The organism is Weizmannia agrestimuris (assembly GCF_943193165.1).
GTDB classification, from domain to species: Bacteria; Bacillota; Bacilli; order Bacillales; family Bacillaceae_C; genus Weizmannia; species Weizmannia faecalis.
Genome location: NZ_CALPDC010000026.1, coordinates 19,797 through 41,362 on the forward strand (window position 1 = coordinate 19,797; position 21,566 = coordinate 41,362).

At 43.5% G+C, this 21,566-nt stretch carries 18 protein-coding genes, 3 pseudogenes and 1 riboswitch; of the genes and pseudogenes, 8 read left to right on the forward strand and 13 right to left on the reverse strand.

What is annotated here, in order from left to right:
- Window positions 1–13 precede the first annotated feature (13 nt).
- The gene (locus NFR98_RS10510) at window positions 14–463 is read left to right on the forward strand and encodes an OsmC family protein (RefSeq protein WP_014096965.1); all 450 of its coding nucleotides are present in this window, start codon (window positions 14–16) and stop codon (window positions 461–463) included.
- Between the two features lie 668 nt (window positions 464–1,131).
- On the opposite strand, the gene NFR98_RS10515 is transcribed toward NFR98_RS10510, so the two are convergent.
- The 5 genes from NFR98_RS10515 to htpG form a co-directional block, all read right to left on the reverse strand.
- Window positions 1,132–1,854, reverse strand: a complete 723-nt coding sequence (locus NFR98_RS10515; RefSeq protein ID WP_014096964.1) for an amino acid ABC transporter ATP-binding protein — start codon at window positions 1,852–1,854, stop codon at window positions 1,132–1,134.
- Window positions 1,847–2,506, reverse strand: a complete 660-nt coding sequence (locus NFR98_RS10520; protein ID WP_014096963.1) for an amino acid ABC transporter permease — start codon at window positions 2,504–2,506, stop codon at window positions 1,847–1,849. Before NFR98_RS10520 ends, NFR98_RS10515 begins: the two co-directional genes overlap by 8 nt.
- Before the next feature lie 65 nt (window positions 2,507–2,571).
- The gene (locus tag NFR98_RS10525) at window positions 2,572–3,339 is read right to left on the reverse strand and encodes a transporter substrate-binding domain-containing protein (RefSeq protein WP_014096962.1); all 768 of its coding nucleotides are present in this window, start codon (window positions 3,337–3,339) and stop codon (window positions 2,572–2,574) included.
- A 117-nt stretch (window positions 3,340–3,456) separates the two neighbouring features.
- Window positions 3,457–4,638, reverse strand: coding sequence for a M20 family metallopeptidase (locus tag NFR98_RS10530; protein ID WP_014096961.1), 1,182 nt, complete (start codon window positions 4,636–4,638; stop codon window positions 3,457–3,459).
- Window positions 4,639–4,942: 304 nt separating this feature from the next.
- On the reverse strand, window positions 4,943–6,820 hold the full coding sequence (gene htpG, locus NFR98_RS10535) for a molecular chaperone HtpG (RefSeq protein ID WP_017552271.1): 1,878 nt from the start codon (window positions 6,818–6,820) through the stop codon (window positions 4,943–4,945).
- Window positions 6,821–6,985: 165 nt separating this feature from the next.
- Window positions 6,986–7,133: riboswitch (adenosylcobalamin (AdoCbl) riboswitch) on the forward strand.
- A gap of 53 nt (window positions 7,134–7,186) precedes the next feature.
- On the opposite strand from htpG, the gene NFR98_RS10540 reads away from it, so the two are divergent.
- From NFR98_RS10540 to NFR98_RS10550, 3 genes are read left to right on the forward strand one after another with little or no spacing between them, the layout of a single operon-like run.
- Window positions 7,187–8,614, forward strand: coding sequence for a prenyltransferase/squalene oxidase repeat-containing protein (locus NFR98_RS10540; protein WP_014096959.1), 1,428 nt, complete (start codon window positions 7,187–7,189; stop codon window positions 8,612–8,614).
- Window positions 8,615–8,620: 6 nt separating this feature from the next.
- Window positions 8,621–9,376, forward strand: coding sequence for a DUF4430 domain-containing protein (locus NFR98_RS10545; protein WP_014096958.1), 756 nt, complete (start codon window positions 8,621–8,623; stop codon window positions 9,374–9,376).
- An 11-nt stretch (window positions 9,377–9,387) separates the two neighbouring features.
- Window positions 9,388–9,951, forward strand: coding sequence for an ECF transporter S component (locus NFR98_RS10550; RefSeq protein ID WP_014096957.1), 564 nt, complete (start codon window positions 9,388–9,390; stop codon window positions 9,949–9,951).
- 249 nt (window positions 9,952–10,200) lie between these two features.
- Here NFR98_RS10550 and NFR98_RS10555 read toward each other — a convergent pair whose 3' ends face one another.
- The 6 genes and pseudogenes from NFR98_RS10555 to adhP all read right to left on the reverse strand — a co-directional run bounded on the left by NFR98_RS10555 (window position 10,201) and on the right by adhP (window position 15,168).
- Complete coding sequence (locus tag NFR98_RS10555) at window positions 10,201–10,818, reverse strand: bifunctional 2-keto-4-hydroxyglutarate aldolase/2-keto-3-deoxy-6-phosphogluconate aldolase (protein ID WP_014096956.1); 618 nt, start codon at window positions 10,816–10,818, stop codon at window positions 10,201–10,203.
- Between the two features lie 629 nt (window positions 10,819–11,447).
- Window positions 11,448–12,053, reverse strand: coding sequence for a class I SAM-dependent methyltransferase (locus NFR98_RS10560; RefSeq protein WP_014096955.1), 606 nt, complete (start codon window positions 12,051–12,053; stop codon window positions 11,448–11,450).
- Window positions 12,054–12,095: 42 nt separating this feature from the next.
- Window positions 12,096–13,217, reverse strand: a complete 1,122-nt coding sequence (locus NFR98_RS10565; protein ID WP_014096954.1) for an NAD(P)/FAD-dependent oxidoreductase — start codon at window positions 13,215–13,217, stop codon at window positions 12,096–12,098.
- 3 nt (window positions 13,218–13,220) lie between these two features.
- Window positions 13,221–13,637: pseudogene (hepT, locus tag NFR98_RS10570) on the reverse strand (type VII toxin-antitoxin system HepT family RNase toxin).
- A complete protein-coding gene (gene mntA / locus NFR98_RS10575; protein ID WP_014096952.1) occupies window positions 13,627–14,022 on the reverse strand; it encodes a type VII toxin-antitoxin system MntA family adenylyltransferase antitoxin in 396 nt (131 codons plus the stop codon). Before mntA ends, hepT begins: the two are co-directional and overlap by 11 nt.
- A 123-nt stretch (window positions 14,023–14,145) precedes the next feature.
- Window positions 14,146–15,168, reverse strand: a complete 1,023-nt coding sequence (adhP, locus tag NFR98_RS10580; protein WP_014096951.1) for an alcohol dehydrogenase AdhP — start codon at window positions 15,166–15,168, stop codon at window positions 14,146–14,148.
- Between the two features lie 200 nt (window positions 15,169–15,368).
- Here adhP and NFR98_RS10585 point away from each other — a divergent pair, with 200 nt between their 5' ends.
- Window positions 15,369–15,734 (forward strand): hypothetical protein, encoded by a 366-nt coding sequence (locus NFR98_RS10585; RefSeq protein WP_014096950.1) that lies wholly within the window; start codon window positions 15,369–15,371, stop codon window positions 15,732–15,734.
- A 1,132-nt stretch (window positions 15,735–16,866) separates the two neighbouring features.
- Here the strand turns inward: NFR98_RS10585 and NFR98_RS15830 are convergent.
- Window positions 16,867–17,239, reverse strand: a pseudogene (locus NFR98_RS15830) (DUF2750 domain-containing protein).
- A gap of 480 nt (window positions 17,240–17,719) precedes the next feature.
- On the opposite strand from NFR98_RS15830, the gene NFR98_RS10600 reads away from it, so the two are divergent.
- Entirely contained in the window at window positions 17,720–18,493 is a 774-nt protein-coding gene (locus NFR98_RS10600) for an acetoin reductase (protein ID WP_014096948.1), read from the forward strand.
- 521 nt (window positions 18,494–19,014) lie between these two features.
- Entirely contained in the window at window positions 19,015–19,845 is an 831-nt protein-coding gene (locus tag NFR98_RS10605; RefSeq protein WP_014096947.1) for a DUF1835 domain-containing protein, read from the forward strand.
- A 270-nt stretch (window positions 19,846–20,115) separates the two neighbouring features.
- Here the strand turns inward: NFR98_RS10605 and NFR98_RS10610 are convergent, their stop codons facing one another.
- Window positions 20,116–20,820 (reverse strand): glycoside hydrolase family 172 protein, encoded by a 705-nt coding sequence (locus NFR98_RS10610; RefSeq protein ID WP_014096946.1) that lies wholly within the window; start codon window positions 20,818–20,820, stop codon window positions 20,116–20,118.
- 82 nt (window positions 20,821–20,902) lie between these two features.
- Here NFR98_RS10610 and NFR98_RS10615 point away from each other — a divergent pair.
- Window positions 20,903–21,566, forward strand: a pseudogene (locus tag NFR98_RS10615) (IS1634 family transposase); the annotation flags it as partial.

Genomic DNA, 21,566 nt, shown 5'->3' on the forward strand with positions numbered 1-21,566 from the left:
GGAGGGGTCACACATGACAGAACATCATTTTCATTTAAAAGCAGACTGGCCGGGGCTTCGCAATGATACAGGGAACATTGCATGCGGAAACCTGGTAACGAAAATTTCTATTCCTCCGGAGATGGGCGGTCCGGGTGTCGGCACAAATCCGGACGAAATGTTGCTCGGGGCTGCCGCAACATGTTATATCATTACGCTGGCGGCGATGATGGAACGCAGCAGCCTGGAGAAAGACAGTTTGACAATGGCATCAGAAGGGATCGTCGATGTAACCGACGGCGTATTTACGTATAAAAAGATCATCCACCGACCAGAAATTGTGCTGAAACCGGACGCATCCGAAAGCGATGTCCGGCTCGCGCGGAAGCTTGCAGAAAAAGCCGAAAAATCATGCATGATCAGCCGGGCCATTCAGGGAAATGTGGAAATGGAGCTTGAAGTTATGGTAAAAACAGCCGGCTAACTGGAGCGGCGGGAGGCTTTGCTTTATTCCCGCTTCCGATTTGCCTTTTTAAAATGTATTACAGAACCCTTCGTGTGAAGAAAGACATTGTTTTTTGCCGGGTATCTTCACGTAGACGTGCTCTATGTGAAGATACCCGGCAATTTTTCTTGCTTTCTTAACAGGGACGCCTTCTATGTTAAGAAAGAGCTGTGATTTTTCTCGCTTCCTTAACGTAGACGCCTTCTAGGTTAAGATAGAGCCGCAATTTCCTTCGCTTCCTTTACATAGACGCACTCTATGTTAAGAAAGAACCCCGATTTGCTTTGCTTCCTTTACATAGACGGCTTCTATGTTAAGATATAGCTGCGATTTTTCTCGCTTCCTTAACGTAGACGCCTTCTATGTTAAGATAGAACCACAGTTTTTCTCGCTTCCTTAACGTAGACGCACTCTACGTTAAGAAAGACCTGCAATTTTTCTCGCTTCCTTCACATAGACGCGCTCTATGCGGAGATAGGCCCCCAGTTTCCCACCGGTTTCTTAACGTAAAGGCCGGCTGTTTCGTCTGGGGTAGCGGGAGGACGGAAGCGGGAACGGTGAAAATGTCTCTTTGGGCTTCCAAAAGGATTTCATTAACAGGCCGGCATTCCCATGTAAAAAAGCAGCTGCCTTGTGCAGCTGCTTTTTTACAACACTTTGTCCAAAAAATCCTGTGCCCGGGTTGTTTTCGGGCGCGAAAAGAATTCATCCGGTGTGCTGTCTTCCAAAATTTTGCCGCCGTCAAGAAACAGGACGCGGTCAGCCACTTCGCGGGCAAAGCCCATTTCGTGTGTGACGATAACCATTGTCATGCCGGTTTGGGCAAGATCTTTCATGACGTTCAGCACTTCTTTGACCATCTCCGGATCAAGCGCGGATGTCGGTTCGTCAAACAGCATCAGTTTCGGTTCCATTGCCAGCGCGCGCGCAATCGCGACACGCTGCTTCTGCCCGCCGGAAAGGCTGTCCGGATATGCCTCTTCTTTTTCGGTCAGGCCGACTTTTCTCAACAATTCCCGGGCTTTTTCTTCGGCGGTTTGGCGGTTCATCTTTTTTACTTTCATCGGCGCGTAAGTCAAATTGTCCAGGACCCTTTTATGCGGAAAAAGATGAAAGTGCTGGAACACCATGCCGATTTCTGAACGGACTTTCATCACATTCGTTTTCTTATCGGTGATTTCTTCCCCGTCAATCCAAATCCGCCCTTTTGTCGGCTCCTCCAGGAAATTCAGGCAGCGTAAAAAGGTCGATTTTCCGGATCCGGACGGGCCGATGACAACGACGACTTCCCCTTTTCCGACCTCTGTTGAAATGTCTTTTAAAACTTCATTATGCCCGAACTGCTTATGGAGATGTTCGACTTTAATCACTGTATTTCATCTTCCTTTCTACTTGTTTGCCAAGCATGGTGAGGATAAAGACAAGCACCCAGTAAATCGCAGCGACAAACAGCAGCGGTTCAAAATTGTGATACGTTTGCGCGCCGACAACCTGGGCACGGCGCATCAAATCGAGATAACCGATGGTCGATACAAGGGCGGACTCTTTTGTCAGAGAAACAAATTCATTCATCAACGCCGGCAAAATATTTTTCATCGCCTGCGGTAAAATCAAGTCTTTCATCATTAAATAATACGGTACGCCGAGCGCCTGAGCAGCTTCGGTCTGGCCTTTGTCCACCGCCTGGATCCCGGCCCGAATGATCTCCGATACATATGCCGCAGAGTTTAAGCCGAATGCGAGAATAGCGGACGGAAACGGCTGGATATCGTAACCGGTCAGCTGTGGAATGGCAAAATAAATGAGCATCAGCTGCACAATGAGCGGCGTGCCCCGGAAAATTGATGTATAAATATCGCCTATCCATTTCAATGTTTTAATATGAGAAATTTTAAAAAGGGCAAAAATCGTGCCGAGCACAAACCCGAAAAGGATCGCAAAAAATACAAATTTTAAAGTTACCCATATTCCTTTTAAAATAAAAGGAATATAAGGCACAATTTGGCTGAAATCCAAATTCATGCCTTACACCTCACTTTGTTTGTTTTGAAAAAACAGCGCCCTGCTCAGCAAGGCGCCTGCATGCATTACTGTTTGTCAAGTTTCCATTTCTTTCTCAGCTCGTCCAGTTTCCCGTTCTTTTCCGCTTTTGCCAGCACTTTGTTGACTTTCGCCGTCAATTTGCTGCCTTTTGGCAAAGCAACGGCCATACCTGGTGAGCTCGAGGTCGGGTCGTCAAAGCCAACCAGGTTTTGCTTCTTGATATAGCCTTCTGCGACTGATTTATCAAGATAGGCTACTTGAATCCGTTTTGAAAGCAATTCTTCAATTAAGTTTGTGGAGTTGTCCAGCTTTTTGACCGTAAAATTGTACTTTCCTTTCAGCTTGTCCGCGCCCTCTTCCTGAATGGTGCCGAGCTGGACGCCGACGGTTTTGCCTTTCAAGTCATCCAGTGTCTTGACGGGGGAACCTTTTAGCGTAACAAACATTTCCCCTGAATGATGGTACGGGGTGGAGAAGTCAACGTTTTTGGCACGTTCTTTCGTTGCGGACATCCCGGAAAGGACCATGTCAACACGGTGCGATTGCAGCGCCCCGATCAGTCCGTCAAATTTCATATCTTTAATTTCAAGTTTGTATCCCAGTTCTTTTGCAATATACTTGGCGAGATCCGCGTCAAATCCGACCACATTTCCTGCTGTGTCTCTTGTTTCAAACGGGGCAAAGTCGGCTGAAGTGCCCATGATGAGCGTTTTTTCTTTTTTCGTATTACTTTTGCTGCTGTTTGTTTGGCCGCAAGCTGCCGCAATCACCATTGAAAATACAATTGCGATGCCTAACACGATCTTTTTCACAATGTTTCCCCCTATGAATATATCAGTCTTGGTAAGTATCTTTATTCAACAAAATGTATTTTAACACGTTGTGCAATGTTTGAAAAGATCCCTATTTTAAAAAATAAATGTCATTTTTTAGCTGTTTACCGGTATTTTTTTAACGTTTTCCGCAAACTCGCTTTTTACTTTTTCCAAAAGTTCCTGGTTTGTGAGAAGGTCAAACCCGGTCATAGCCAAAGCCAGTGCGCCGCTCGATAAGATCTGATGTGCATTGTCCGTAACCGTCATATCGGCAAATGCTTTTGTATGCGCGACAAGCCCCGGGGCATCTAGGCCGATATACGGGTGGATCGCCGGCACGACATGGCTGACATTGCCCATATCAATGGATCCGTATGAGGTTTTTGGCGGATTGACTTTTTTCACTTTTGTTTGTAAAAGGTTTTCCGTGAACCTTTTCGACAATGTCTCGTTTGTGATCATATTGTCATAACTTAGTTCGTAATTGGAGATTTGCACGGTGGCACCGGTCATCATTGCAGCTCCCTGTGCGATTCTTTTCACCTTTTCAACCACTTCGTTTAAAACCGCACGGGCCTTGGCGCGGACATAAAACTGGGCCACCGCCTTATCAGGGACAATGTTTGCGGCAATGCCACCTTCTTTGATAATGCCGTGGATACGGACATCGGAGGTGACATGCTGGCGGAGTGCATTCACGCCGTTAAACAGCTGGATCACTGCGTCGAGTGCGTTAATGCCGTCTTCCGGGTTCGATGCCGCATGGGCTGATTTCCCACGAAAGTCAAACTGGATCGCATCCATGGCAAGCGACTCACCGCTTTCATACGACTCATCGGCCGGGTGGACAATCATCGCGGCATCGATCCCATCGAAAATACCCTGTTCCGCCATCGCAACTTTCGCACCGTTCGTTTCTTCTGCAGGTGTCCCGAGCACCACCACGCGGCCGCCGGTTTCGTCAACCATTTTGCTTAAAAGCACACCCGCACCCGCGCTCATCGTTCCGATCATATTGTGGCCGCAGCCGTGGCCGACACCCGGAAGCGCATCATATTCGCATAAAAAGGCAACTGCCGGCCCTGTTTTTCCGCTGTCATAAACTGCTTTAAAAGCGGTCGGCCTGCCGACAATTCCTTTTTCCACTGAAAAGCCGTGTGACGCAAGGAAGTCCGTGAGTAATTTCATAGACTGGTATTCCTGGTCGCCAAGTTCGGGATGATGATATAAGTAGTCGCTCATTTCCCAGAGCTTGGACTCGATTTGACTCAAATGGTGTCTAAGCTGTTCCTTCATTGGATGGCCCCCTTGTATTGTTCGTGTGCGCCAAAGTTAATATTTATAAATAATATGTTATAAATATACATCACCTTTCCCATTCGGGCAACCCTTTTTTATAAAAAATACAAAAAGACCCCATCTTGCTTTCAGATGGAGCCTTCTTCGTCATATAAACTACTGCTATTCATGAAATGTTCCAGCCATACGGTTTGCAAATGTCCCGGTGCTCACCGGCACGGGCACAGCAACCATGCCGGCCGTCGCGGGGGCCGTAGATTTGCTGGATGTCCCGTGGCTTTTTTGCAATATGCGGGCTTCCTTATGCCATCATTTTGCAAATATCATTTGAAAATGCAACCGGGTCTTCAATCTCGAGCCCTTCAATCAGCCGCGCCTGGTTATACAACAGGTTTGTATAAAGCTTGCATTTGTCCTTGTCATGGGCGAACGCCTCTTTTAATGCGTTAAATACATCATGATGGATGTTAATTTCGAGCACTTTATCGGCTTTTACATTTTGTCCGTTCGGCATTGCGCTCAACACTTTTTCCATTTCAATCGACACTTCGCCGTCCGTTGTAAAGCAGACCGGATGCGATTTTAAGCGGTGCGAGGCACGGACATTTTTCACTTTTCCGTCCAGTGTCTCTTTCATAAATGCAAAGAGCTCTTTGTTTTCTTTTTCCTCGGCATCGGTTTCTTTTTTGTCTTCCGTTTCAAAACCGAGATCGCCGCTTGATACGGACCTGAATTCTTTTTCCTTATAATTCATGAGCATCTTGATCGCAAATTCATCGATGTCTTCCGTAAAGTAAAGGATTTCGTATCCTTTATCAAGCACAAGTTCCGTCTGCGGCAATTTTTCAATCCGGTCAATCGACTCACCGGTTGCGTAATAAATGTATTTTTGGTCTTCCGGCATGCGGCTTACGTATTCATCAAGCGTAACAAGCTTTTTCTCTTTTGAAGAATAAAACATCAGGAGATCCTGCAAATCTTCTTTGTGCGCGCCAAATTCATTGTATACCCCGAATTTCAACTGACGCCCGAATGATTTGAAAAATGCTTCGTACTGCTCACGGTTTTCTTTTAAAAGGTTAGCTAGTTCACGCTTGATTTTGTTTTTGATATTTTTCGCAATCAGTTTTAGCTGACGGTCGTGCTGGAGCATTTCCCGCGAAATGTTCAGAGACAGGTCTTCGGAGTCGACCATCCCTTTGACAAAACTGAAATAATCCGGTAAAAGATCCGGGCATTTTTCCATAATCAGAACGCCATTCGCATACAGTTCCAGCCCTTTTTCATATTCCGGCGTATAATAATCGAACGGAATTTTTTCCGGAATGTAAAGAATTGCATTGTAACGCACGGTGCCGTCAACTTTGATGTGAATATGCTTGACCGGTTTGTCAAAGCCGTAATGCTTTTCCATATAAAATTGCTCATAATCTTCATCTGTCAGCTCACTCTTGTTTTTGCGCCAGATCGGGACCATGCTGTTGAGCGTTTGTTCTTCTTTGACCTCTTCGTATTCATCATCGCTGCCCTCTTTCAGGCGCCTTTCCGTTACATCCATTTTAATCGGGTAGCGGATAAAATCGGAATATTTTTTCACAATGGCCCGCAGCCGGTACTCTTCCAAATACTGATCGTAGTCTTCATCCTCTGTGTTTTCTTTCAGCTTCAATATAATATCCGTACCGTTGCCGTTTTTTTCGCACGGCTCAATCGTATAGCCTTCCGCACCTTTCGACTGCCATTTATAAGCCTGATCGCTCCCCGCAGCCTTGGAAATGACGGTAATTTCATCTGCCACCATGAACGCCGAGTAGAAGCCGACGCCGAACTGGCCGATAAGATCATACCCGTCTTTCATTTCATTGTCATGTTTAAAAGCGAGCGAACCGCTTTGCGCGATCGTGCCGAGGTTTTCTTCCAGTTCCGTCTCCGTCATGCCGATCCCGGTATCAGAAACAGTCAGCGTCCGGTTTTCTTTATCCGGGGTAATTTTAATGTAGTAGCTGTCTTTATCAAATGTTAAATTTTCATCTGTCAAAGCTTTGTAATAAATTTTATCAATCGCGTCGCTGGCGTTGGATATCAGCTCACGCAAGAAAATTTCTTTTTGCGTGTAAATCGAGTGGATCATCATGTCGAGAAGCCGTTTGGATTCTGCTTTAAATTCCTTTACCGCCACTTCGATCTCTCCTTTATATGTATAGATGATGGCAATGTCCCTTTAGCACTCCTAACACCAGAGTGCTAACATCTTATTTTTTAGCACAGCACCGCTTGTTTGTCAATGAAATAGTGGCAGAAATTGTCCTTTCCAACAGGCAGGGGTTGTTCTATAATTAATTACTGACATCTAAATACGGGCTTGGGCGATGGAAACAGGTGAAATTCCTGTACGGTCCCGCCACTGTGATGGAAAACATTTTCCTAAGTCAGATCTTTCTCCCAAGCTGTCGGTTTATTTGAAGCCTACGAGGTATAGGCGAAAAAAATTTTGCCCTTGTATACCTCTTTTGTACAAGGGGTTTTTTATGAAAGGAGAGCGGTAATGGTGGGGAAAAGCGCAAGAAGACTCTTTCTGGGAATTGTTTTTGTTTTGGCATTTGCAGTTCCAATCCACAGTTTTGCAGCAGTATCTGTCTGCAAAGATATAAAGGATACGGCATCATATTTTAAATCTTCCGCTTTAAACTCGGATTTTGCAGTAGCCGCACTGGCAAAGGAGAATTTGCTAACAGCCCATGAGATAAAGCAGTACCGGAAAGTTTTAATAAACCGGGTGAGAGCCAAAGGCAAAGAGTTAACCGGTACGGAACTCGTTAAGACCATCATTGCTCTAAAAGCGATTGGAGAGGATCCGGAAAACTTTCAAGGAGAGAATTTGATCAAACGCGTATACGATACGGCGGCAGAAAGCTCGGTAACCGGATATGCCTATGATTTAATCGCTTTGAATACGGATAATTATGAGATTCCGAGTGATGCACCGAATACTCCTGCTAAAATTGCAGCAAAACTGGTTGATGCGGAACTTCCGGACGGCGGTTGGAGCTGGAGTTTGACCGCCAAAAATTCGGATGTTGACTCAACCGGCATGGTACTGACCGCGCTTGGCACTTATCAGGATAAACATGATAAAGATGTGAACACGGCAATCCGGGATGGCATTAAATACTTGAAGGCAGCAGAAAAAGAAAACGCCAGCTTTGACAATTCGTGCACAACCGCCCAGGCCATCATCGGTCTTGTCTCTGTCGGCGTTGACCCGTCAACCGATGATTTTGTTAAAAAAGGCATGAATCCAATTTCTGCGCTCAGCACCTATAAAGATGCCAAAAACGGCGGGTACAAGTGGCAAACGGCAAGCGAATCTTCAGATAGCTTTTCAACAGAACAGGTTTTCCAGGCCCTTGTCGCCTATGACCTTTTTCTCAAGGGGGATACCCTGTATAACTTCCGGAAAGTAAGCAGCTCCTATTCTGCCTGTACAGACGCAACCGATTCGGGTGCCGGGGACAAGGATTCGAGCAGTAGCAATACCGGGAGTAAAGGTAGCGGCAATTCTCCAAATAATAATGGGACTGGCAAAACCACCAGCCAAAGTCCAGCTGCTGCCGCTGCAAAAGTGGTTGAAAAGCATGCGAAAGAAGTCGTCACCAAAACGAATACGATTACGAAAGATCATACAATTACAAACAACAACACCATCACAAAAACCAACACGGTAGAAAAGCCAGCTGCAACTAAAAATCAAACGCCGGCAAAAGCAGAAAAAGTTTCACATGCAAAAAAAGAGGACAAGCCTGCAGCTGCAACTGACCAGGCAACCCCTGCAGAAGATGTGCAGCAAGAGCCGAAAAAAGTCGTTATTACCAAAACAACGGGTATTTCTCCTGTGCACGGCTGGGTCGGTTCCCTATCTGCGGGTGCAGGCGTCATCCTGCTAATCATCAGTAAAAAATTTCTGGGGGTATGAGCAGGAATGAAATATAAAAGCATGATCATTGATAGTATTGCCGTCTTATTGATTGCATTCGGCGCCTGGTTTTTGATCGACGGTTTCCATTTTGAATCGAAAACCGTTAAAACCTATTCAGAAACAACACAAGTTGCAAACACTGCAGCAAAGGAAAAGAGTACGGCAGCAAAAGAAAATACATCCGGAAAGAAAACGGACGACGCTGGCAGTATCAAAACGGATGAAAAAAGCAATACGGGCGGATCCGGAAGCAACGTGAAAGATTCAGCCGCTCGTTCCAAAAATACTGAGGCTAAAGCTTCGACAGACAGCAAAACGGATGAAACACCTGCCACAAATACAAAAACGGCGGTCACATCCAGCACATCAACAAAAACGACAACTGGGGCTTCTTCGTCCGGTTCCAATGACAGCCGTGCTTCCGACAACACGGGAGCCTCATCTAAAGCAAAGGCCGAAACGGTTTCTTTAACGGTAAAGGGCTATAAAGGGCCAGTTTTCGGCGGCAAATACAGTTATAAAAGCGGAGACACAGCATTTTCCGTTTTAAAAACAGCTACCGCTTCTGAAGGTGTAAGCGTCGATTATTCCGGATCCGGTGCAACGGCCTATGTAAAAGGCATTGACGGCCAGTATGAAGGGGATCAAGGCGGCATGAGCGGCTGGAAATATAAAGTAAACGGAAAAGAGCCAAACGTTTCCGCAGGGACGTATAAATTAAAAGCCGGCGATCAGGTTGTCTGGTTCTATTCTAAATAGGAGTGCATAATATGGGGAATCAGCCGCTTGAAAAAAAGAAGTCAGCGAAGAACGCTTCACGGCTGACAAGGAGAATGGCGCTTCTTGCCATGCTAGCCGCACTGAGCGTGGCCGGACGGATTTTGATGGCGTCAATCCCGAATGTCCAGCCATGCACGGTGATCATCATTTGCAGTTCTTTTGTTTTCGGCATCCGCTTCGGTTTGGCGCTTGCGTTTTTAATCGTTTTCGGTTCCGATATGTTTCTTGGCATGGGGTTGTTTGCGATCATGCAATTTCTTGCGTGGGGGAGTATCGCGGTGCTTTCCGGTCTGCTCGGCAAGAAAGAGTTATACAAAAAAATCCCGCATCTCGTGTTATGTTTGTATGCAGCTTTTACCGGCTTCCTGTTTGGCTTTATGGTTTCATTAAATTATTTGTTTATCGGCGGGCCGTTTGCATTTTGGACATACTACCTCGGCGGGCTGTTGTTTGACAGCTACCATGCCGCGGGAAACTTCTTCTTTTATTTGATCTTAGGGCCGATTTTGATCAAACTGATTACAAAAGAAAAAGCACGGATAGATCGTATTTAGCCCAAGGCTGCCTGTTTCATGCAGGCAGCCTTGTTTGGGTGTTGTGATAGGGATGGATAAAATTGGCAACAAAATGACATAGTAAATTACTTGAAGATTGGCAACGTTTTTAAGATTATACGATTTCATTTATATATTGCATTAATTGTCTTATACTGCGAGTCTTTCGAGCTTCCATTGAATTGCACAATAAACACTAGCACCTCCTTAGTATCCATCAAAGGAGGTGCTGTCCTGTACTTATCAAAATTATACGTACTGATTACCCAGTTCTTCAATCTGTAATTGATATTCCCGCACAAAAGCCCTGGCCATCTTGGTAACTCCCGTAAAATCATTGTTTTCCGCAGGCTTCAACAAGCTTCCGCCAACGCCAATCATTCTGCATCCTACCTTTATCCAATCCCCCATATTATCCAGGTTTATGCCGCCCGAGGGCATAATTTCCAGTTGCGGCAAAGGGGCTTTAACATTTTTCACAAAAGCCGGGCCGACAATGTTACTTGGAAACAATTTAATTATTTCCGCACCTGCCTGCATCGCTTCTTTCATTTCATTAACAGTCATACACCCTGGGATATAAGGAATTTGATAAAGATTACATAGCAAGGCAGTTCCCTTATCGAAAGTTGGTGAAACGATAAATTCTGCTCCAGAAAGATGTGCAATTTGGGCAGTGGTGGAATCAAGAACAGTGCCAGCCCCTATCAATATATCACGTCGATCTTTATATTTCTCTGTAATTTTTCTTATTGCGATATCCGCGTTAGGGACTGTAAATGTTAATTCAATATTTTTGATCCCGCCTTCAATCAAAGCATCTGTAATTGGGGCTTGCTGAATAAGCAAAATTTCTAGATTTGGCAAGGATGCTCACGGCTTTTGCTTAAATTGAATGCAAGGGTTTTATAAAAAATACAGGGAAAAACTTGCACTTGAAACGCACCCTATGTGAAGGAAGGCCTTCATTTTTCTGCGCTTCCTTAACATAGACACCCTCTATGTGAAGAAAGACCTTCGTTTTTTCGTGCTTCCTTAACGTAGACGCGCCCTATGTGAAGAAAGATCGTCCATTTTCCTCGCTTCCTTCACCTAGGGATTGCTGAGAATAAGCAAAATTCCTAGACTTAGCAAAAATTTAAGTTTGCACTTGAAAGCTGATTCAAAGTATAGAGCAGACAGAATCGCATTTTCAAAGATGGTTTCTTCTATATTTTTAGATAAATCTTGTTGACAAATTGGGTACAAACTCAGAGTCGGATTCGTTCAGCAAGTCCTAATTAGGGTTTGCTGAATAAACAAAAATTCCAGATTTGACAAGGATTTTTCCGTCTCCCCTTATGCCCCGGCAGTTTCCTCCGCGTTCCGGTTAATAACTTCAATGATGCCGGGTCGTCCATATTGTCTTCAAAAATCCCGGCAATGCTGACGACGGTTTTGAACGGTTCCTGCCATCGCTGCCTCTCTTATTCGCACCGTAAAAATGTCCATCATAATCACGCAAGCCGGTACACGACAAATTTTTCGTATGGATTATGCTCATATAAAAGTGTTAGCGGGACTTCGAGCTTTTTTTCAAATGGCGTATGGTCTTCAAGGAAGTAAATATAGTCCTGTGACGGATAATATAAAATAATGTCTGTTTCCCGGTGTGCTTCTTCCACCGAGCGTAAAATATTTTGCACAACCTTCATAAAGATTTTTACGGAAAACGGATTAAAAAAGTAAAAACGGTTGTCTTCCGGCAGTATCTTATAATTTTCGGCAAGGCAGCATTTAAAACGAATACAGGCAGGCTGGACCGGGAATTTTCTCTCATAGCGTTTCTTGTTTTCGAGGGCTTCCCGGTACAACCCTTCATTCATTTCAATGCCGGTCACAGTTGCACGAAACAAATGATGGATATAAAAATTGAGCCGCCCTTTGCCACAACCGAAGTCTACCACATGATCGCTTTTGTCCAGTTCATAATGATCGAACAGTTCACAAAGCGCATGATAGGGCGTCGGCTCATAACGATTGTAATGTAGTGATGCATTAAATCCTTTCTGCTCACCGGTTGTTTTAATATGCAAAATTCCGTCAAAGTAGGAATCGTTCATTGTTTCGCTCCTGTTTTTTCTTGATAAAAACCAGCCTGCCGTTTATAAAGGGGCAATTGCCTGTTTCAGCCCGTACGGTGACAAATCCAGATCGGTTTTCCGGCCGAGTGCAAGCCTTGCAAGCTCTGCGCCGAGAAAAGGGCCGACCGTTAAACCGGATGCCCCGAGGCCGTTTGCACAAAGAAGCCCTTCGTAACCGGGCCAGGCACCGATCACCGGCAAAAATCCCGGCGTGAACGGCCGGAATCCGACTTTCACATCCATAAGGGACGCTTCAGCCAAGCCCGGTGCAACCGGCAGCACCTTACTTAAAACTTCGTGGATCCCGCCGGCTGTTGTGCGCAAATCAAAAGCTTCCGTGTTTTCATGGGTGGCGCCGGCAATGATACGGCCGCCATCGAATGCCAGCAAATACTGATCATTCGGCGGCATGACGACCGGCCAGCTGCTTGTGTCCCTACCTTGCAGTTTTAAATGGAGAATCTGCGCTTTTTGGTGGCTGACTTGAAATGCCGCACCGAGCGGTTGGAACAAATCTTTTGCCCATGCACCCGCTGCCACAATCGTTTTGTCCGCATGCAGCGTATGGCTGCCGGCTTCAACCCCGATGACTTTTCTGCCTTCCACAAGCAGCCTGGCACTGCCTTGAATGACTTTGGCCCCGCGTTTGCAAGCAGCATTTAACAGGCAATTGCGCAATGCCTTCCCGTTTACGCGCGCGGCACCGCCTGCATAGACCGCACTGAACCGTTCGTCCAGAATCGGGAACATGTCATGCGTTTCGGCCGCAGACAGGCGTTTCACTTCCCCGATTTCAGGCGCATCTTCCCTTCGCTTTAACGCGCGTTCCTGCATTTTATCGAGCTTTTCTTCATCTGTATGTATGCTGAGGGCGCCGGTCCGTTTATAACCGGTTTCCGTTTCCCCGTCTTTTTCCAATTGGGCAATTAAATCAGGGTAGTATTTTGCACCTGCTTTTGCGAGCCGGTACCAGTTTTTGTTGCGTCGCTGCGACAGCCATGGGCAAATGATTCCGGCAGCCGCCTCTGTTGCCTGCCCTGGGTCAGCCCTGTCAACCAGTGTAACAGCTGCGCCCGCTTTTGCAAGATGATATGCAGCAGAAGCACCGAGCACTCCGCCGCCAATTACAACATAAGATGGCATAAGTCACGCCTGCTTTCTGTAAAATAAGATTTGCTTTGTATATGAAGTAAAATCCTCAAGATGTTTCTCTATGATTTGCTTTAAAATATCCAAATCAATAGCCTGGTCATCGTGAACAGCGATATTCCGAAACCCAACCATTGCCTTTCATTTTGCGGCCGTTTCTTCATTGATTACTCCGTTCGCTTTCAGCAGATCAAAAGCCTCCCTGCCCGTCTGCGGAAGCCCGAGCTGTTCTTTTGCAGCAATGTGCATGGCCAAGTCAATCGATGCTTCACAAGCACGCTGGATATTGAGAATGATGGAGTCCTGTTTCGTAAAGTCCTCTAAACTTGCAGGAGAGCCGCTATACACTTCCCGGACACGTTTCAGGCAGCGCTCAATGGTACTTATCTTGTTCAAGACCACTTCATCTTCCATACACAGCCCCGCTTTCTGCAATGTTTTTTAATATTTCGGCACGTTCCTCATTTAGCTTTGCATACAAACAATACGCCAGCATTCGTTTTACATTCAGGGCATTTTCATTTTTTATATCCATAACGATGCCGGTTGCAAAAATCTGCGCCTGAAATACAGTAGACGCATGGTTCAGGTCAATAAGATCCACGTCCTTATTTAATCTATCTGCAAGTTCCTGAGCATACAAAAAACATTCATAGGGTGTCAGCATACCGCCTTCTTTGTAAAAAGCGATGTCAACATCACTATCCGGCCGGGCATATCCTTTTGCATACGAACCGAACAAAATGATAAAATCCGGATCTATTTTCTCTTTTAAAAAAGCAATGATTTCCCTCCGCAAGTTTGGCGCCCCCCTGTACACGGTACTCATCCTTATTATACGAACAAACCGGCAAAAAAGCGAAAAATCCCCGTGCAAACAGGGATTTTCATTTTCGCTTACTTTATGATGTTTTGCCTGCACTTATTTCAACGACATATCCAGAACCATCCTGCCTTGTATTCTGCCTTCTTCCATTTCCTTAAAAACATCTCCAACTTCTTCCAGTCTGCGCGTTTGCACAACCGGGACGACTTTTCCTTCCGCACCGAACATAAAAGCTTCCTCAAGGTCTTTTCTCGTGCCTACCAAAGAGCCGACGACTTCTATTCCGTCAAGAACCGTCTTCACAATTTCAAGATCCATTGTTTCCGGAGGGAGCCCGACAGCAACGACTTTTGAAACCGGCCGTACAGAGTGGACAGCCTGGTTAAAAGCCTGTTTTGAAACAGCCGTTACCACTGCAGCATGCGCGCCGCCAACTTCTTTTTGGATCCATTCAGCCGGATCGCCTTTCATTTTGGAATTAAAGGTGAGATCAGCACCGACTTCTTTTGCCAGTGAAAGTTTGTCGTCATTGATATCGATCGCAATGACTTTCGCATTAAATACATGTTTGGCGTACTGGACAGCAAGGTTACCAAGACCGCCGGCTCCATAAATGGCAATCCATTCGCCCGGCTTCACATCTGCGACTTTAATGGCTTTATAAGTGGTGACACCTGCGCAAGTAATGCTCGTCGCCTGCCTTGGATCCAGCCCTTCCGGCACTTTTACGGCGTAATCCGCTTTGACGATGCACTGCTCTGCCATTGCTCCGTCGATACTGTAGCCTGCATTTTTCACATCACGGCAAAATGTTTCATTTCCCGTTAAACAGTACTCACAATGCCCGCAGCCTTCAAAAAACCAGGCAACGCTTACACGATCGCCCACTTTAAGAGAAGTGACACCATCCGCGACTTCCCTGACAATGCCGACTCCTTCATGGCCGAGAATGCGTCCCGGCACATCGCCAAAGTCGCCCTTTGCCACATGCAGATCCGTATGGCAGACACCGCAGTATTCGATATCCACCAAAGCTTCCCCATATTCAAGTGGACGCAACTGCACATCTTTGACCTCTACCAGTTTTTGCTTATCAGAACTGACGACTGCTGCTCTCATGCGCATCCCTCCAAAACATATTCGTTGGATATTTCGCAATCTTGGTTTTATTATAATGGCCTCTCTCCGGGCAATCAAGATTTTTTTGAAAAATTTTCCGGTTTTTCCACCCGGTATATGTCTGGCTTACCTTCTTTGAAACAGGGTATAAATATAGAAACCTTTCTGCCATACTGCGATGAGAAAATAGGTGAGTACGTATGAATATGGACAAGCTGAGTCAAGTGACACCTGGTGTTTACAAGATTGAAGAAAATTATGTTGGCGAAGCCATGAAGAACCTTCGGGAAAACCAATTGATCATTCAAGGCGATATTTTTTGGCACAGCCATGAAACAAAAAAAGTGAAACTGTTGAAGCGTGCCAGTTATTTAGTCGGATACAACCCGTTCATGAAAATGGATTACGACTATTTAATAGAATTAAAAAGTTTGCTGGAAATTTTGCTTGAAGACAAAGATCCTGACCTCGTCCACTGCATAATTAAAAATGCCAGATGGATTACAAAAGATTATATATACACGATCACGGATAACAAAATCAATATTGAAGTGAACCTGGCTTAGGTTTCAAGGCAGGACCTTTGTGAAGGTTTTTACAAAGCAGGGGGCCGGGAACTTCTGCACCCCACGTCGAATGACAGATCATGAAAGGGAACGCAGGCAAGACAGGTCGTAATTTAAACATACTTGAATGAACAGACAGGCTTGGTGGTTTAACTCCGGGCCTGTTTTCATTATATAAAGTGAAGTAAGCTTCGGACTTTTAAAACACTGAAACAAAAAATTTATCATTTTTTTGTTTGCTTGCCGCTATACCCTTTGACCAAATGTTCAGCTTTGAACTTACTTTAGACAAAACCTACAGGCCTGGCGGTTTAACCCCAGGCCTGCTTTTCATTATTATAAAGTGAAATAAGCTTTGCGCTTTTAAAACACTGAAGCAAAAAACTTTTCATTTTTTCCATGCTTGTCGTTGTACCCTTTGACTACGTGCTCAGCTTTGAACTTACTTTAGCCACATCCCACTGGCTTGGCAGTTTAACCCCAGGCCTGTTTTTAGGATATAAAGTGAATCAGATTTTGGATTTTTAAACCACCGAAACAAAAAATCATCATTTTTTTATGCTTGCCGTGTACCCTTTGACCAAACACTCAGATTTGAACTTACTTTAGCCAAAACCCACAAGCTTGGCAGTTTAACCCCAGGACTATCTTCATGATATAAAGTGAAATAAGCTTCGAACTTTTAAAACACTGAAACAAAAAATTTATCATTTTTTGCATCTTTGCCGTTGTACCCTTTGACCAAATGTTCAGCTTTGAACTTACTTTAGCCAAAACCAACAGGCCTGGCGGTTTAACCCTGGCCTGTTTTTAGAATATAAAGTGAAACAGGTTTCGGTTTTTTAAACCAACAAAACAAAAAAATTTATCATTTTGTTACGCCTCTTTTTAAGGTCTTGCAGATACAATAGGCCTTATTTTTTTAGTGTGGGAACGATGTCATCCTGCATAAGCTTTCCTGATTGTGATTTTGGCATCTTCCAGTATAGATCCAACTGTATGCAGTTTTTCTCAGGGAAGGTAAGATGTTGTCCGAATAAAAGGTTCATGGATATAGCCGCTCGGATCTGGTTCAAAGGCGGTTCGATCTTTAAAAATCCTGATAAAAAAAGGAAAAACGGTTTTGGTTCACCTAATAATTCTCAAGTTCTTCATCCAAGTCTTTTTTTAGTCTTTCTGTATCTACTACGACTGAATCAACGTTATTCCAAAATATGGATGGCTTAATACCGTCTGATTTCATCCCAGGTAACCATTCGTTCATAAATTCATAAAGGTCAATTTTTTTTGCATGGTACTCTTTCCATTCTTCTACTGCACATTTTTGTGCAATTTTTTTTGGGCCAAAAATTTACAAGCGGACATCCGTTATCATCCTTAGACATCGCCCAGCCATGGTGGTATAGTCCCCAAATTTCTTCATAATCAACACTCTTTTTAATAAAATATTCATATCTTTTAAACACTTGGAGTGTAAAAACTGCTTCAACTTCTTTTGAATTCATAGATTCCACTCCTTGTTAATTTTCATATATCTGATCCAAAGTTATTCCTTTCTGGTTCTTTCTATTGTTTCAATCGTTTCGATATTAATATCAGTCTTCATTTCGAAAGCCGTATTAGCTAAGAATTTATAGGAGAGCTCAAGGTTTTCCCTGTTAGCTCAACAATGTATGTACAACCTGCTACTTGATGACGTTGTGAGTTGCTGCGATGCATGTTGAACGAATCTTAACCGAGTATAAAGCATTATAGGAATGGGGGGAAGCTATAGAACCGGGTGGGAAGGCATAAAATAATGAGGAACTCGATTGTTGGAATAGTCTTCTAGGTAATCACCGGATTACAAGGTTCGATGTGGAGATTGGTTCAAGCTCCACTTTGGATATGGAAGAAGGCTGGAGAGACTTTGGTTGCACATGCTTCATAGAAACTGTTATTCTATATTATGAATAATTTAAATTATTGTAAAGGAGATCTTTTTTATGTCTAAAGTTGCAATTGTAACAGGATCAGCTGGTGGGTTAGGAAAAGGCATTGCAGAAAGATTATGCTCAGATGGTTTTAGTGTTGTTGTTCATGATATTAACGAACAACTATTAAATGAAACCGTCAACGAATTTAAAAATAAAGGTTATGATGTTATTGGCGTCAAAGGTGACGTGTCTAAACGAAATGACCAATTTAATCTTGTTAAAAAAGGTGTTGAGAAGTTTGGCCATTTAGATGTATTTGTAAATAATGCTGGAATTGATGCAGTATCCCCATTCTTAGAAATTACAGAGGAACAGCTGAATAAGCTCTTTAGTATTAATGTAAATGGCGTTGTTTTTGGAACACAAGCAGCAGCCGAACAATTTATAAGCCAGAAATCAAAAGGGAAAATTATCAACGCATGCAGTATAGCTGGACATGAATCCTACGAAATGTTGGGTACATACTCAGCTACGAAACACGCAGTTAAATCCTTTACTCATTCCGCTGCCAAAGAATTAGCCAAATATCAAATTACAGTGAATGCATACTGCCCTGGTGTCGCTAAGACGAAAATGTGGGATCGAATTGATGAAGAAATGGTCAAATATAGTGATGATTTAAAACCTGGTGAAGCATTTGAAAAGTTTTCTTCTGAAATAGCATTAGGAAGATATCAAACCCCGGAAGATGTAGCAAACTTAGTTTCATTCTTAGCATCAGATGACGCTGATTATATAACAGGACAAGCAATTTTAACAGATGGTGGACTTGTATATAGATAATAAAGGTAAGCTATTACTTCTTTTTTATATTAAAGTCATAGGGGAAGCCGCGGTATTACAAGATGGCTTCCCCTATGAGTGACAATAATGCCGTCAACGTTCGGACAAATGATCCCATCAGTTTCTCGCCATTTTAAAGTGTCAGTGACAATATGAGATTTTTCCTACCTTTGCTTGTGTTGTTAACTTATTTTTTAATGTTGCACCTCAAAAGGGTACCCGTTATACAGTAACAGGTACCCTTTTCTTCTCAGCTAATTTCGGTGATGCAAGGATACCAGCGTTTGGTAAGCTTTCAAATGGTAACCTGTGAATGGGGTATGAGGAAATGTAAATGGGTGAATGATTGACCCAACTTACCTGAAGACTAATCTTTCTATCTCATTATCATGATGCAGCGATTACATATACGACGCATGAGGGATTGGGCGGGTTTTCTATTCAATCCGTGTCGCATAGAACGTGATCGACTGGTTTGGATTTGGTGGAGGGAGGAAAACGAAACTAAAGGGGATGGATAAATGATACATATTCTATTTGGTGCAACAGCTTCGGGCAGCTTGAAACATACATTAAGGAAAATGGGACTTGATAAGAAGGATACGGTCATCTCTTTTTGGGATATATTTTCCGTTGGCCCCATTTATAAGTTAAATGAAGAAATCGGAGTTAAATCCAGATTGAAGTGGATGGAAAAGTGCATGAGTGATGAATTTGATGAAATTCCGGATTATCTCAAAGAATTTAAAAGATCACTCGATCAGATCAACTCAGTAGCTGATGAGGAGCATGTAACAATTTGGACCTCTGATAATGCGCACGAACAAGTAGGATTGCGATTCGCTGTGTATCTATTAAAAGATAAAAATATGGATATAACCGTTATAAACACGACAAAGGAGTATGAAAAACGATTCCCGGTAAAAAATGTAAAATATACATTGCTTCATTCAGGCGAAATGATCCCTGAAAAGTTCCAACACATATATGAACATGGCGCTGGAAATCTGTTGACGGACCATGATAGAACAGGTTTGAAAAAAGAATGGCTTAGTCTTGCAGAAACCCGGGAGACTTTAAGGATCTGGCAGAACGGAAAAATATTTAGCGTTTCTGAAGACTATTTCGATGAATTTATTATCGACAAAGTAAAAAAGCTGCATGGTAAAGGCAATGCAAGGAAGTTTATAAATTCAGCCAGGGTCATTGGCGAGGTAATCGGGCATTTAGACCAATACGTGGGGGATACATTTCTTGAATATCGCATCAGAAAGCTAATTGAAGCTGGCGTATTCGAAACGAAAGGCCGTCTTGAAGCGATGCGGTTTTACAGCATAAGACTTAAATGCTGACATGATGGATGCAAAGTATAAGCTGCTTTCTGAACGGAACCCAGACTAGGAACGCCGCAGAATCATAACATAAAAATGTTCCCCGTGATCTTGCACAAAAACTGCATTAGAGAATCGGATTCTAAAAGGGCAGGATGGATTACCAGCAATAGAGGAAACAGAGATCTTTTTTCCTCTTTCCAAACTGGCCTTTATCCTCTAATGATTCCATGAAAACCCCTTCCCCGGTTTTTCCGAGGAAGGGGCTTTCGTATACCCAACTTTTGTGAATTAACGCGGCAGCCTTGCCCGCCTGTCCGGAATCGGGTCCATTGCTCCTTCTGCACTATTTTGATACCAATACGCAACGGTTGACACGTCATCTTCCCTTTCAAATAATTGAATGTCATCATTTCCTATTTGCTGTAATGTTACTTTCAAATTTTCTTTAAACGCAATGGGATCCAGGAGATGCCACCGGTATAATCCATGCCGGGGCAATCCGTCGTCACCAAATGCATGAACCGCATTCAGTTTGCCGGTTTCAAAACGGTCTCTTGTAGCATCCCGATTGGAATGGAATGGATAGCCCAAGAATAATGTTGAGTAATTTTTTGCAGAAGGTCTGCCATATAGATCCTTCTGATGAAAAGCCCAGGCTCCCCCGAAATAATCTTCTGTTCCTGTAGAAGAGATGGTGGGATACTGTTCGTCGCCATCAATATAAAATTTAAATTCACCTTCTCCCCACCAATATCTTTCCAAAGCAGTCAGAGCAAGAAAAGTTCCCACATAATATCCATGTCCATGAATATTGTCAATTACCACATAATCTTTTTGTAATTTGGTTTGTCTTTCCCGATTCCAATATGCATGGAAGTAAAGTACATCATTATCCAATTCATCTACTAAATTATAATTAATGGTATAAAAGAAGGATGAAATATCTTTAGGATGCTCATTTGTAACGCATATTCCGCACGTAAATTTTTCCATTTTAAGATTTTTTTAAAGGAATTTTCTCCTTCTTTGTAGAATTGAATGATTATCTAAACTAGGGGAAGACGAGGAAATTTTTATGTCAGATCAAATTTTAACCTTACATGTGGGGCCGTCTCAACTTTTATCTAAACTGTGTGATGAAATAGAACTCGAAAAAACCATTAATGATTTAGTCAAATGGGATTCTGTCCGTTGTCATATCTCACCCGGAACAAGGATTAAAGCCCTTGTCTTAAACATTTTATGCAGTGGCAAGCCCCTTTATAAGGTTCATGAATTCTATCAAAACCTAGATTCTGAGATGCTTTTCGATACATCGGTTTCACCCGATCAATTAAATGATGATGCATTAGGAAGAGCATTAGATTACTTGTATGAAGCCGAAGCATGGAAAGTCTATTCCACCCTTGCATTAAAAGCACTAAAAAAATTGAATCTTCCTATTGGTGTACTGCATAACGATACAACCTCAATTTCTGTTTACGGAGAATATAAACAACCGAGAAGGAAGATGGACTGCAAATTACGTACGGGTATAGTAAGGCCCATAGGCCTGACTTAAAACAAATCGTTCTGGGGATGGGGGTCACACCTGAACGAATTCCTATTCTTGCAAAAGTAGAAAATGGGAATACTTCGGATAAATCTTGGAATGTGGAATTCATTCAAAAGATGAGAAAAATCCTTTCCCATGAAGATTGGAAAAATCTCATTTATCAAGCCGATTCTGCATTAATCAC